Raw genomic sequence first — 12,324 nt, forward strand, 5'->3', positions numbered from 1 at the left:
ATAAGTTCTTTGGCATAAGTAGATGGCTAGGTGGCAGAGCCGCAGGCATAAGAAAGCCCCGGCTAGCGGGGCTTCTTGGTGCAGTCGCCTTGGTGGCCGACCGAGGCGGCGCCTGCTGCCTGAGAAACTTCAGGCGCTGCCGGTGACACTTGAAATATCCAGGAAACAACTAAAACTCGGCTTCACATCAGTAAGGCACTGGTATTTGCCGTATTGATGCTTTGGGTCTAAGCAACCCTGTGACGCGGGAGGTTCCAGCCTCATTCGTCACGTGATTTATAGTAAAACAAATCTTGCTTTGCAACCAGATGGATTGACCGGATAAGCAAATGAATGTGACTACACGAATGACCCAAAATTGAATCCGATACGTCGGGCCAGATTTTCCTGCCAAGGGATTGTTGTGACTAATCCTCAATAGAGGGATATATATCCCTCTATTGAGGATTTTGCAGAAAAGTCCTCCTATAGAAGGGATAACCATCCCCAATTCAAGGAATTGCCATGAGTCTTGCCGACTTTCTCTTCACTCCATGCTTGCAGCGTGTGCTGGCGGCTACGTTGCTGCAGCCTGAGCGCAGTTTTACGCTACAGGAATTGCTCAAATTGGCGGGCAGTGGGCGTGGAAGTGCTCAAAAACAGGTGGACCGCTTGGTCGAGGCCGGCGTACTTAGAGAAGACCCGCGCCGAGGTAGGCAACGGAGTATCCGAGCAAATACTGAGTTCCCACTTTATCCAGAGCTAGTGGCCATCGCGCGCAAGTCATTTGCCATTATGGAGCCGTTGAAAGAAGCCCTTGCGCTATTTGCAGGTCACATCAACTCAGCGTTCGTTTTTGGCTCCGTTGCCAAGGGCTCGGACAGCTCCCGGAGCGACATTGATATGATTGTCGTCGGAATCGCCTCTCTCCTTGAACTGTCCGAGGCCTTGCACATTGCCGAGCAAGGCATGCTACGCCCCCTCAACTTCTCTCTGTACGAGCCTGCTGAATGGGCTGCACTGATAGAGTCTGACCCAATCATGGCCCAAATTGCCCAAGGCCCTATCCTGAGAATTCTGTGATGCCGCTTCAGCGATTGGTCGAGGGCACTTCTTCCCGTATTGTTCAGACAAATGCTTAGCAGAGCGAGAGAGTACCAATGCCTAGAGAACACCCCACCAGCTCGCCCTCGCTCCCCGAGGTCATCGCTGTCGAACCGATGCTTGACCGGTGGTTGAAGCTGACATTTGCCACTGGTGAAATCCGTCAGTACGACGTCGACCCTTGGCTATCCAAAGGCATGTTCCAGGCCCTTCGCGACCCCCTGCTCTTTCGGCAAGCGTTTGTCCAGCACGGTACCGTTTGTTGGCCGGGAAACCTGGACATAGACCCTGAGTGCCTCTCGGAGAAGAGCGTGCCGTGGTCTGAGCCCAGTCTGCGGGACCCCAACGAGCCGGTCCTGAGCAGAGAGGAGGCTTTGGCTCTTCGGGCTGCTGGTGAGTGGCGGCTTGTCCAGCGACCAGAACTCCGAAAGTCCAGGGGTACCTTGCCCTGTTCAGCCGGGGAGAGCGGACAACCAATTCCGATGCTCTCCACTGTAGTCACGCTGACCCAAGTTCCCAAGGGCACATCCGGCCTTGGCACGACCTTGGCCGCGGGCACGCTCGGGACAGTAATCGAGCCCCTGGATGAGTACACCTGTCTCGTTGAGTTCGCCGCTGAAGATGGCGTGTCCGCGGGCGAGGTGCCCTTGCGTTACGACGAGCTTCTGCCGGTGAGCCGCGTCGTTCACCTCGTTAACGAGTCGGAGCGGCCAAACTTCGACCAGGCTGTCGCGGATATGCAAGCGTTCGTTGAGGAAGGGCAAGCCCTGGCTCGTGCCACCGCCGAGCCCCTCCCTAAGCCCCCGACCGGCTTTGCCTCATGGCTTGATTATGCCGTTGAGTGCGTGGACACTCGGTCGGCCGAACTCGAACATCTGTTCGATGACACTGGTGCCGTACCCAGTCGGGCGGCTATGGAGCAGGCGGTCCGCAAGGAACTTACGGAACTCCGCGTACTAGCGGCTCTTCAGGCTAGGCTCGGTCAGGAAACCACTGGAAATCAAGGGGTATCCTGAGGATACCGGACGCACAGGCACATAGCAGTTGAAGCCGCTACTATCGAAATTGGATGACAACCCCGAGCGGCTCATTTTGGGTGGGTAGTGTGAGGTCGCCAACGGCTTTGTGGCAGTCCGGTTCGAAAAACCCGGCATAGGCTGACTGGCCGCTATCGGGAAACCGCTACGGCACTTTTGGGTCGTCTACTGCCGGTTAATCTACTCGCTGTCGATTACATCAGCCTTTGGGAAATCGGTCCGGACCTTAATGCCGATAAGTTGCCCGTCCATGAATTTAGCTTCGTATTCGTGCAGAGTTCCGGCTGCGTCATCGCCGTAGAAATTAACTATCCCGTGGGCCTCGGGGTGGTGTACCAAGTTTGGCGCCCAACGAAGGCTACCCTTCAAGTCTTCTAGTGTCCCGTCCGCTGCATCTGGGTTGGGCCTCTCTGCTTTGGGCACAGTTTCGTAATGACCGTCATCCAAATATAGGCCGTCTCCCCGGATGACATGTGTTGCCAAAACACGTTCGAAATCCTTGGTCTGAAATAGCGGGTCACCCTCGAAATCATCTGGCAGAGGCACCTCGCATCGGATGTTGTCAAACATGCTCATCTAAATCCCCTCCTAATCGTCGCTGAGTGTCAGCGGGGTTGTCATGAATCTGCCGGCTCTGTCTTGTTTCAGAATATGCCGGCTCAATCAATGGCTTTTTGTGCCGTTATGGGTCTATCTGTCATTCAACAGCACGGTGAAAACTCATGAGAACAATTGCGTTGCTCTACGTACTGTTATCCGGTTGTAACGCTACAGACTTCCCCGCCGCTGTTGCATCAACCGAGAAGCCATCGACTGCTAATGCATCCCAATCCGATGATGGGCAGAGCCGTTTTCGTGCTGAGATTGCAGCCGGGTTCAGAAGCGGTGGCAATTCGTCAGAATAACCTCACTATCTACACAGCAAGCATTTTCACACCGTCGGCTGTAGGCAGGTTTGCTGCCATTCAGACTTCCAAGGTATCCGACTAGTCACGACCCATTCCGGCCATCCAGCTTTTTCCAGAGCAGCCGGTCAGGAAAACCTAGGTTCATCGAGCTTAGGTGCTCCGAAGCGGTCGTTGGAGGCCTTAGGCTATGAGGATTATTTTCCCTTTCCCTTTCTCGTTTTTGGTTGGGCTGTATCCAGTATGACGGCGATTACACTGGGGTTGGCCTGCGTCAGGCGCTGCTGCTCTACGGTGTAGCCGTACAAGTTATGGAGTGCGCTTGCGACAGCACAAGAGCGAGAAAAACCACCTTCGCAGTGCACCACTACTGTTCGAATCTCGGCGGGAAGTTCGGTAACGAACTGGAGAATTTGCTTTGCATGTTGTGTAGTGAACGAACGCGAAAGCTTGGCTTTCGCTCGGGCGGATAAGTCAGAGCTTTGGTGGTCGACGTCTTCAAACGACAGACGCAACATGTGCTGAAAGTCAGGAAGGGCTGCAGGCCCTCTTTCAGGTGTGGTTATTGAGATAACCGCGGCAGTCGGTAACAAGGGCAGACGCTCGGCGTCTGCGCGCGACAGAGCAAACACTTGGCGAGCAGAGGATGGCCGGTACAATTTGGAAATCACATGGCTCAAATATGTCATCAGTGCGTTTCAAACCCACTCGCAATTGCATTACGGACCACAATTGTTCCATGAAAATGTGATTTCCTGGGTATTGCACCTACTGATTTGAAAGGCCCTGCGGGCATTTGCCGATGGCTATTTGGCAGTTCGCCGTGGATTGCTTTGCTCTGCCTGCTGGTCGAGTCCAGAAGTCGGCAGACGACCCAAAGCTGTCGTAGAACGTTCCCAATAGCTGCCAGTCATCCAAACCCAGGTTTTTCGAAACGGACTGTCTAAAATCCGCCGTTGGCGACCTCGCCATACCGGCCAGTTGCTGTCTGTCAGCTAACCACAAAAGTCGCCGTATGAACGTGTGCTTTGCTCTGTAAGCAGTTATTGCGCGAACGATGCAATCGTTGTACTCATTAGCATCAGTGTTATGCTATTTAACTTAGCTGTACGGGCACAATTTGAGGATTTTTCATGACCGCCGATGAAATGAGGAAAGCACTAAGAGAGGCTGGCCTTCATAAAGAAAAGGAACCGTTTAGTCTTACGAAGCTGGCGGGCGATTTCGTGGCGAATTTAGAGCAAGGTTCCAGAGTAGTGGCTGAACGGCTAGAGAAAGAAGTTAGTGAGGCAGCTGAGGGGTTTCAAAGAGGCTATAGCGAGACTCGGGCTCGACATAGAGCAGAAGCCGCCGCAGAAAAACAGGCTCCGTTCACATTTGAGTGTTCTTGCGGCCAGCTTAACCACTACGCCCCTGAAACTGGCAAGACGGTAGCAATCGTCGCTGGCGCCGGCTGTGCGATTGCAGGCGGCATGGTCGGTTCATCTGTGGGCATTGCCGCACTTGGTACAGCCATTAGTGGCACCTGGCCCTTGGCAGTAATTGCCGGGATATACGCCTATTCGAAGACAAAAGGGCTTGCTGCCCCAACATGCAGTAAATGCGGCAAAGTGATTGAGCCTCCTCCCCTCCCGCCCAACTAAATGGGCCAAGTTTCTGCACAATCGGCTGTGCCGGCCAACTGTATTATTGGGGGTGCAACTGTCGGCAGTGGAGTTAATTGCAGACTTTTCTTGTCGCTTTGGGTGAATGGCTGCAAAGGGTCGTCAGCACTCCGTGACGAGCGTCTGCTTCTGAGAAGCGAAACTTCAACGTCCGCTTTCCGGCAGCGAAGTTGAAAAGTGGGCTGTCGTGTCCCGACCCAAAGCGGCCATCGCGGTTTCCCGATAGCAGCCGCTCAGCCAAACCAGCGTTTTTCGAACTGGAATCCTCCGAAATGGACGTTGGCGGTCTCACCCAATCGGCCAATTGCGGTCCATCAAATCCTCAAAAAACAACCTTGCTGGGTTTCAGCTATTGAGGTCAAAGCTGCCTTTGTTTTTCGAGCATGGTGACCAACTATTGCGGCCACCATCCGTTCAAAATCAGCTTGGACTGTAGCGTTCCAACCAATGTGCATAGGGCGCCGGCAATACCCATGAAGGCTTCTCTTCTTTGAGCGCCAACGCCGCGTGATACGACCAATGCGGATTTGCCAGGTGGGCACGGCCAATCATGACCAAATCCATCTGCTTATCGGCAACCACGCGGTCGGCGGTGGCCGGCACATCGATACACCATGAGGAAGCAACTGGCAGCCCTGTCGCGCTACGTACTTTCTCGGCAATCGGTGCCAGGAAAGCCGGGCCCCATGGCACATTGGCTGTCAGCGTGGAGAACCCGACACTGACATTGAGCATGTCCAGGCCAGCTTTGCGGAATGCGCAGGTCAGTTCGATGGACTCAGCCAGGGTTTCCTCGTCCCGGCCATCATATTCAATCACCCCGAAGCGGGCGGTCAGCGGCAAGTGTTCCGGCCAAACCTGGCGAACCGCAGCCAGTGTTTCTAGAAGAAAGCGGCTACGTCCCTTGAAGTCACCACCGTACTGGTCGGTGCGCTGATTGGCATGAACCGAGAAGAAGCTCTGTGCCAGATAGCCATGGGCGAAATGAAGCTCCAGCCACTCAAATCCTGCATCACGGGCCCGACAGGCAGCCGCAACGAAATCGTCGCGAACTCGAGCAATGTCATCGAGCGTCATTGCCTTCGGCACTTTGGGCAAATTCGCGCCAAATGCCACAGCAGATGGAGAAAGGGTTTCCCAAGCACGCAGGTCGCCTTCGGCTATGTGGTCATCGCCCTCCCAGGGACGGTTGGCGCTGGCTTTGCGGCCGGCGTGGCCGATTTGGATGCCCGGCACCGCACCGCCGGCCTTGATAGACGCGGCAATTTTGGCGAGTCTGGCCGCTTGTTCGTCGTTCCACAGCCCCAAACAGGCTGGCGTGATGCGGCCTTCCGGCGCAACACCGGTGGCTTCAACGATAACCAGGCCGGCGCCGCCACGAGCCAGGCTGGCGTAATGGGTAGCGTGCCAATCGTTGGTCAGCCCGTCTACTGCGCTGTACTGACACATGGGGGGAATGGCGATGCGATTGCGCAGGGTGACATCTTTAAGTTTGAAGCTGGTAAACAAAGCAGACATGAAACTGGGCTCCTGAAATAAGTTCGGCATGCCATCTCCAGCATGCCGTTATTAGTGTGTTTAACGATAGATTAACGGCATCCTGTCGGTTGGGTTAGCCGCTGCGACCTTCGCCGGATTACGGCCTGTCGCAACGACGGAGTGCCCAGCAGCCAGGGGGGCCTTCGCAAGTTCGACGCCAAGGCCGCGGCCCGCGCCAGTGATAAACCAGACTTTATTGTTGCTCATGGGGTGCCTCAATTGAGGTAAAGGGTTTGCTTGAAGAAGGGGGTCAGCTTCGTCATCGCGGTGTCGGCCCCAGGACCATCGTAAAGGTCCATGTGCGCTGCACCGTCAATCACGTACAGCTCCTTTGGTCCGGATGCCTTGGCATGAAGCTCCTGGCTATGCCACAGCGAGCCTGCCTCGCTACCTGCAACAATCATGAGAGGCTGTGTGAGCAGGTCGACTCGGTCAAATCCGGTGAATGCCACCATGGCGCTCAAGCTGGTGATGAGCATCTTGTTCGATGAATTCGGATGCTGACCGCGAGGTGTCAGGTAGTAGTCGGCTGCTTCCTGAAGGTCGCGGGGGGCTGTCTTATCGCCTACCTTGGGCACGTAATTCACATACAACGGCGCAGTCCCGGCTGCCTCGGCGGTGCGTTGCTTGGCAACCGAATCAAGCAGCGCAAGCTGCTCCTCTTTCGTTGCCTTGCCATCCCAGCCCTTGCGGACGGCTGCACCCACATCAACGGCGCTCACCGTCGCCACGGCCTTGATGCGGCGCTCCAGGGAAGCTGCTTTGACCGCAGTGCCGCTACCGGCACAGATGCCCAGGGCGCCGATGCGGTTCGCGTCAACGTAGCCGAGCGTGGTCAGATAATCGACGGCACTGTAAATATCGGCCACCCGGCGCATCGGGTCATCAAGGAGGCGGGGCATGCCTCCACTGGCTCCCTGGTGTGATGCGTCAAAGGCCAGAGTGACAAACCCCTGCTCTGCCAGCTTCTGGGCGTACAGACCAGCTGTCTGTTCCTTGACGCCGCCGCCAGGATGCACGCTGACGATGGCTGGATACTTGCTGCCTTCACTGAAGCTCTTCGGCAGGTAAAGATTTCCTGCCATGTCGATGTTGTTGTTCTTGAAGCTGACGGTCAGTACGCGGATTCCAGTTGCCGTAGTACGAAGCTTCGAATCGCCAGCGGCGGAAGCAACTTTCGGAATCAGAAGTGAAGCAGCCAGCGCGGAGCCGCCGAAAATGGCTTGGCGGCGACCAATGTCAGCGGGAACCTGGTTGGATGAGTTGTCGTTCATGGCGATATTCCTTGGACGGTTAAACAGCAGTAAGTGGCGTTGGGGGAATTATTGCTACCTGCCAGAAAACCAGGTTGCCGAAACCAGCGAACTTCTTGCCTAAAACAACGGATTCGATAACTCAGCACAGAACGTGACCACGCTCAGTGATACAGTTACTCCATCGAATCCGACAAGCTAGCCGCTATGTATAGCACCGTCCATACTACTAACCAAGCGATTCAGGCAATCAGCGTCCTCGCTCGTGAAATTGAAAAAAATGCCCAAAGCGATGGAGACTTCACGACAGCCATCCCCGGACTTTCGCTACACCGGCGCAAAACACCCACTGAGCCGCTGCATTGCATTTTTAACTTGGGTCTAGGGGTGGTTGTGCAAGGCAACAAGCAGGCTTTATTGGGCGACGAGGTCATCACTTATGGACCGGGGCACTCCATGCTGACCTCGATTGAGCTGCCGGTCATCTCGCGTGTTACCCGAGCCAGCGCACAGGAGCCGCTGCTTGGACTCATGCTGACGCTCGACAGCCAAGAAATTCTCCAAGTGGCAACCGAGATGAAGCTACCAGCACCTGCCCGTGGAACGGTCTTTCGACCTTTGTCGATTGAGCGATTGGATGAGCGTCTGACACGAGACCTGATTCGTCTACTTGAGCTTCACGACCAACCGGAACTTGTTGCGCTGCTCGCGCCGCTCATCAAGCGCGAAATCATTATCAGGCTTGTTGCAGGCCCACATGGTCCGCAACTACAGCACCTGGTTGCCGACGGCTCGCCCAGCCAGCAAATTTCCAAGGCGGTTACCTGGCTCAAGCAGAACTTTGCCCAGCCATTGCAGGTGGACGAACTGGCGGCTCGGGTTCACATGAGTCCATCCACCTTCAGGCAGCACTTTCGCGCCATCACCAGCACAAGTCCGCTTCAGTACCAAAAGCAATTGCGGCTACAAGCGGCAAGACAACTGATGCTGAATCAAAATTTGGATGCAGCTAATGCTAGCGGACAGGTGGGCTATGAGAGCGCATCGCAGTTCAGCCGGGAATACGGTCGCTTATTTGGAGCCCCGCCGCTGCAAGATGTCCGCCGTATACGGTTGGCGGAAGCGCGAATCGGATAGTTCTCAAGGGCAACACAAAGCCGGCTAGGCCATTGCGGTTGTCCGGCAGCTTGAGGCCCCACTGCTGCCATTGCTTATTAAATATTCATCAGTCAGCAATGGGGCGAGACACGACGGCCCACTTTTCAACTTCGCTGCCGGAAAGCGGTCGTTGAAGTTTCGACTCTCCGAAGCAGCCATTCGTCACTGAGTGCTGACGACCCATTGCTGTCATTCGTTGATTGCAACGGGAAAGTCTGGAATCAGGAACAAACCTGCCCTCGAGAATCCAAGATGCATTACTTTTCTGGTGTTGCCTGCTACCTAAGTTGGAATGCGAATTGAAAACCTGGTCAAGCCACGTTCGGACATGACCGAGACCTCGCCGCCATGGGACTGGACAATCGAGCGAGTGATTGCCAAGCCAAGGCCAGAGCCCTCCCCATAGTGTTGGCGTGATGCATCAGCGCGGTAGAAACGGTCAAACAACCTTGGCAGATGTTCGGGCGCAATGGTTTCCCCTGTGTTTTCTACGGAAACGACGGTCTCCCCCGCCTGAGTTTCCTCGAGTGCAATAGAGATATGACCAAGTTTTGGGGTGTGGCGGACGGCATTCGACAAAAGATTGCCTATGGCCCGGCGTAGCATTAACCGGTCACCTGCAATGGATGCCTCTCCTGAACACGAGAGCCGCAATTCCTTCTCGTCGGCGTAAGCCTCGTAGAACTCCAACAGACTGGAGACTTCGGCCCCCAGGTCCACTTCTTCACGGAGCGGAATCAGGAGATTGTTGTCGGCCTTCGCAAGGAACAACATATCAGCAATGGTTCTCGACAGGCGCTCAAACTCCTCGGCATTTGACGCCAATACGTCCTGGTATTCATCGAGTGTTCGTGCTTTGGATAGCGTGACCTGGGTCTGGGTCAGCAGATTACTGACGGGGGTACGCAGTTCATGGGCAAGGTCCGACGAAAAATCCGAGAGTCGCCGAAAGGAGCCCTCTAGCCGGGCCAGCATGTCATTGAGCGTCCGTACAACTTCGGCAAGCTCAAGCGGGATGCTGCCTGCCTCGAGTCGCTGGTCCAGGCTCTCCGCCGTAATATCCGCTGCATGACGAACAATGTCATGCAATGGCGCCAGACCGCGACGTGCTGCTAATCCCCCCAAGAATCCCGAGAGCGTGGCAGCCAGTGCGACGACGGCCCACATCGTGAGTCTGAATGACTGCATGAAGTGCTCGTGATGCGTCAAATCAGTCGATAGGGCAACGGTAGTTGGGGTACCACCCGGAATGCCAGTTGGCGCCGTTCCAACAATCCCTCGATAAAGATGTTGGTCGGACCCTGTCCAGGTACGAGGGAATTGTGCCCCCAGGCCTTGAGCCGGCCTTACCTCCGGAAAGGAGGCGTCTTCGGATAGGTACAGTGATTTTCCGGCTCCATCCCAAACGCCAACGGCCAAGCCATGATGACCAATAAGTGCAGCGTCCAGCTGGTCGGGGATAGTTTCCAAATCACCCCGGCTGCGAGTCGCAGCGAGGGCATGCTGAATAAGCTCTAACTTGCCTTCAAGAAGCTCAAGGTCCATGTCCTCGAAATGTCGCTCGACCAGCGAGCCGATGACCAGGCCAAGCAGCAGCAGGACCGACGTCGAGACGACCGCGAAAAGCAGCGTTAACCGCGTGGTAAGTGAGTAGCCAGCCACCCACTTCATTACTCGGCTTCCAGAACGTATCCCATGCCGCGGGCGGTATGAATGAGCTTCTGCTCAAACCCGTCATCGACTTTGGCACGGAGACGGCGAATGGCGACCTCAATGACATTGGTGTCGCTATCGAAATTCATATCCCATACCTGAGAGGCAATCAACGAGCGGGGCAGCACCTCCCCCTGGCGGCGTAGCAGCAACTCAAGCAGTGAAAACTCTTTCGATGTCAGGTCGATTTTCTTGCCCGCACGGGTTACACGGCGGCGCATCAAGTCAAGTTCCAGGTCGCCTGCCTTCAGAAAATCAGCTTCTTTCGCCTTGCCGCCGCGCCGCAGCAAGGTACGCACCCTGGCCAACAACTCCGAAAACGCGAATGGCTTTACCAAGTAGTCATCGGCACCCAGTTCCAGCCCCTTTACGCGGTCCTCCACTGAATCACGGGCCGTCAGAAACAGCACGGGTATTTCTTTACCGGCACGTCGAATCCCCTGAAGCACCTGCCATCCGTCAATCCCCGGCAACATGACATCCAGCACCGCCAAGTCGTATGCCTCGGTGAGGGCCAGGTGAAGCCCATCCAGGCCATCTCTGGCCAGGTCGACCATAAAGCCGGCTTCTGATAGCCCTTGTTTTAGGTAATCACCTGTTTTCGGCTCGTCTTCGACGACCAGTACCCTCATCGAACTACTCCCTGTGATGCCTGAGTTATTGCTCATTTTGCGCTGTGGCGGCTGATTAGCTACCCAGATTACGAAAATGTAATTTTTCGGTCAGTATCTGGTTAGGTCGACTTCCCCAAAATGGTGCATGTTGAAATCAGGGGAAATCCATGAAGCAATTTCTATTGGGCGCTGCGTCGGCAATTGGACTAGGGGCTATCTCAGGCTATGGCCTCATTCAGAGTGGCAGCATCGACTTTGCTGCCGATTCAGCCCACTCGCCCCGCATCACCAAGCTTATTGAATGGGCGCGTGAGAAGTCCGTAGCCAAGCAGGCCAAGGACATCATCCCGCCTACCGATTTGGCATCCGAAGAACGCATTCGGCGCGGCGCAGGAAACTACGATGCGATGTGTGTCAATTGCCACCTGTCACCTGGCGTCGAGGATAGCGAGATACGCAAGGGGCTATATCCCAATCCGCCAAACCTGTCGCAGGCAGGCTCGGCAACCGAGGGGCAAGTCGAGGATGCCCGTCGATTCTGGATTATCAAACATGGCATCAAGGGTTCCGGGATGCCGGCCTGGGCGAAGGGCGGGATGGATGATGAAGCCATTTGGGACCTGACGGCATTCATCAAAATATTGCCGAAGCTTTCCGCCACCGAGTATCAGGCCCGCGTTGCAGCCAGCGAAGGGCACTCGCACGCCGGCATGGAACCCCCTGCATCAACACCGAGTTCGCCCAAGTCTCATAGCCATGAGGGGCATTCCCACAGTAAGCATAAGCACAGCCACTAATCCCCATTGATTACCGAAATGTAATTTTTGGGTCAGCTTGCTGTTGGGTGCAGATACCTAAACTCTGTGCCGATACGCTAATCCTCACTGCTCAACGAAGGACGATATGTTCAAAACCAGCTCCCTGATTATTGCCCTGTCGCTGTTTGCCGGCATCAGCCTGGCCCAGGCGGCGGAGCGCGTTGAAGTCTTCAAAAGCCCGTACTGCGGCTGTTGCGAAAAATGGGTCGAGCACATGCGCAAGGCCGGCTTCGACGTCGTTACGAAGGACGTCAATGATGTTCCGGCAGCGCGAAAGGCTGCTGGCATGCCGGAGCGCTTTGGTTCCTGCCATACCGCCAAGGTCGGAGGCTATGTCGTGGAAGGCCATGTTCCCGCTGCTGATGTCCAGCGCCTGCTTAAGGAAAAGCCCAAGGCCGTCGGCCTGGCCGCGCCTGGCATGCCCCAAGGCTCACCGGGCATGGAAACCAATCACCCGCAAGCCTACGACACGCTGCTCGTTCAGGCAGACGGCAGCTCCAAAGTTTTCGCTAAACACTAACCTTTATCTCTCGGAGAAAC

Annotated in this window: 12 protein-coding genes; 6 read left to right on the forward strand and 6 right to left on the reverse strand. The window is 55.6% G+C overall.

The window, feature by feature from the left end:
* The first annotated feature begins 504 nt into the window (after nucleotides 1–504).
* Both AT959_RS02120 and AT959_RS21500 read left to right on the forward strand, forming a co-directional pair.
* On the forward strand, nucleotides 505–1,062 hold the full coding sequence (locus tag AT959_RS02120) for a nucleotidyltransferase domain-containing protein (RefSeq protein WP_066880060.1): 558 nt from the start codon (nucleotides 505–507) through the stop codon (nucleotides 1,060–1,062).
* Nucleotides 1,063–1,139: 77 nt separating this feature from the next.
* On the forward strand, nucleotides 1,140–2,099 hold the full coding sequence (locus AT959_RS21500; protein WP_083518154.1) for a DUF2442 domain-containing protein: 960 nt from the start codon (nucleotides 1,140–1,142) through the stop codon (nucleotides 2,097–2,099).
* A gap of 201 nt (nucleotides 2,100–2,300) precedes the next feature.
* Here AT959_RS21500 and AT959_RS02130 read toward each other — a convergent pair whose 3' ends face one another.
* Nucleotides 2,301–2,696, reverse strand: a complete 396-nt coding sequence (locus tag AT959_RS02130; protein ID WP_066880063.1) for a hypothetical protein — start codon at nucleotides 2,694–2,696, stop codon at nucleotides 2,301–2,303.
* Between the two features lie 526 nt (nucleotides 2,697–3,222).
* A complete protein-coding gene (locus AT959_RS20220; protein WP_083518155.1) occupies nucleotides 3,223–3,714 on the reverse strand; it encodes a hypothetical protein in 492 nt (163 codons plus the stop codon).
* Between the two features lie 444 nt (nucleotides 3,715–4,158).
* Here AT959_RS20220 and AT959_RS20855 point away from each other — a divergent pair, with 444 nt between their 5' ends.
* Nucleotides 4,159–4,668 carry a hypothetical protein gene (locus AT959_RS20855; RefSeq protein ID WP_157651179.1) on the forward strand — a complete coding sequence of 170 codons (510 nt, stop codon included), beginning with the start codon at nucleotides 4,159–4,161 and terminating at the stop codon, nucleotides 4,666–4,668.
* A 441-nt stretch (nucleotides 4,669–5,109) separates the two neighbouring features.
* Here AT959_RS20855 and AT959_RS02135 read toward each other — a convergent pair whose 3' ends face one another.
* Together AT959_RS02135 and AT959_RS02140 are read right to left on the reverse strand one after the other, a co-directional pair.
* Entirely contained in the window at nucleotides 5,110–6,207 is a 1,098-nt protein-coding gene (locus AT959_RS02135; protein WP_066880065.1) for an NADH:flavin oxidoreductase/NADH oxidase, read from the reverse strand.
* A 236-nt stretch (nucleotides 6,208–6,443) separates the two neighbouring features.
* The gene (locus tag AT959_RS02140; RefSeq protein WP_066880066.1) at nucleotides 6,444–7,502 is read right to left on the reverse strand and encodes an alpha/beta hydrolase; all 1,059 of its coding nucleotides are present in this window, start codon (nucleotides 7,500–7,502) and stop codon (nucleotides 6,444–6,446) included.
* A 186-nt stretch (nucleotides 7,503–7,688) separates the two neighbouring features.
* On the opposite strand from AT959_RS02140, the gene AT959_RS02145 reads away from it, so the two are divergent.
* Entirely contained in the window at nucleotides 7,689–8,618 is a 930-nt protein-coding gene (locus tag AT959_RS02145) for an AraC family transcriptional regulator (RefSeq protein WP_066880068.1), read from the forward strand.
* Nucleotides 8,619–8,921: 303 nt separating this feature from the next.
* On the opposite strand, the gene AT959_RS02150 is transcribed toward AT959_RS02145, so the two are convergent.
* Nucleotides 8,922–10,310: a heavy metal sensor histidine kinase gene (locus AT959_RS02150; RefSeq protein WP_066880070.1), complete on the reverse strand. Its 1,389-nt coding sequence runs from the start codon at nucleotides 10,308–10,310 to the stop codon at nucleotides 8,922–8,924.
* Entirely contained in the window at nucleotides 10,310–10,984 is a 675-nt protein-coding gene (locus AT959_RS02155; protein WP_066880072.1) for a heavy metal response regulator transcription factor, read from the reverse strand. Before AT959_RS02155 ends, AT959_RS02150 begins: the two co-directional genes overlap by 1 nt.
* 149 nt (nucleotides 10,985–11,133) lie before the next feature.
* Between AT959_RS02155 and AT959_RS02160 the strand changes: the two genes are divergently transcribed.
* Nucleotides 11,134–11,763 (forward strand): c-type cytochrome, encoded by a 630-nt coding sequence (locus AT959_RS02160; RefSeq protein ID WP_066880074.1) that lies wholly within the window; start codon nucleotides 11,134–11,136, stop codon nucleotides 11,761–11,763.
* A gap of 106 nt (nucleotides 11,764–11,869) precedes the next feature.
* Nucleotides 11,870–12,304 (forward strand): DUF411 domain-containing protein, encoded by a 435-nt coding sequence (locus AT959_RS02165; protein WP_066880077.1) that lies wholly within the window; start codon nucleotides 11,870–11,872, stop codon nucleotides 12,302–12,304.
* Nucleotides 12,305–12,324: the final 20 nt, after the last annotated feature.

It is taken from the genome of Dechloromonas denitrificans (assembly GCF_001551835.1).
In the GTDB taxonomy this organism is placed as follows: Bacteria; Pseudomonadota; Gammaproteobacteria; order Burkholderiales; family Rhodocyclaceae; genus Azonexus; species Azonexus denitrificans.

What these genes read in the sequence shown, in the direction of transcription:
- AT959_RS02145 (WP_066880068.1), top strand. Translation starts at nt 7,689, where the DNA reads ATGTATAGCACCGTCCATACTACTAACCAAGCGATTCAGGCAATCAGC.
- AT959_RS02120 (WP_066880060.1), top strand. Translation starts at nt 505, where the DNA reads ATGAGTCTTGCCGACTTTCTCTTCACTCCATGCTTGCAGCGTGTGCTG.
- AT959_RS02165 (WP_066880077.1), top strand. Translation starts at nt 11,870, where the DNA reads ATGTTCAAAACCAGCTCCCTGATTATTGCCCTGTCGCTGTTTGCCGGC.
- AT959_RS20855 (WP_157651179.1), top strand. Translation starts at nt 4,159, where the DNA reads ATGACCGCCGATGAAATGAGGAAAGCACTAAGAGAGGCTGGCCTTCAT.
- AT959_RS02130 (WP_066880063.1), bottom strand. Translation starts at nt 2,696, where the DNA reads ATGAGCATGTTTGACAACATCCGATGCGAGGTGCCTCTGCCAGATGAT.
- AT959_RS21500 (WP_083518154.1), top strand. Translation starts at nt 1,140, where the DNA reads ATGCCTAGAGAACACCCCACCAGCTCGCCCTCGCTCCCCGAGGTCATC.
- AT959_RS02150 (WP_066880070.1), bottom strand. Translation starts at nt 10,310, where the DNA reads ATGAAGTGGGTGGCTGGCTACTCACTTACCACGCGGTTAACGCTGCTT.
- AT959_RS02135 (WP_066880065.1), bottom strand. Translation starts at nt 6,207, where the DNA reads ATGTCTGCTTTGTTTACCAGCTTCAAACTTAAAGATGTCACCCTGCGC.
- AT959_RS20220 (WP_083518155.1), bottom strand. Translation starts at nt 3,714, where the DNA reads ATGACATATTTGAGCCATGTGATTTCCAAATTGTACCGGCCATCCTCT.
- AT959_RS02140 (WP_066880066.1), bottom strand. Translation starts at nt 7,502, where the DNA reads ATGAACGACAACTCATCCAACCAGGTTCCCGCTGACATTGGTCGCCGC.
- AT959_RS02160 (WP_066880074.1), top strand. Translation starts at nt 11,134, where the DNA reads ATGAAGCAATTTCTATTGGGCGCTGCGTCGGCAATTGGACTAGGGGCT.
- AT959_RS02155 (WP_066880072.1), bottom strand. Translation starts at nt 10,984, where the DNA reads ATGAGGGTACTGGTCGTCGAAGACGAGCCGAAAACAGGTGATTACCTA.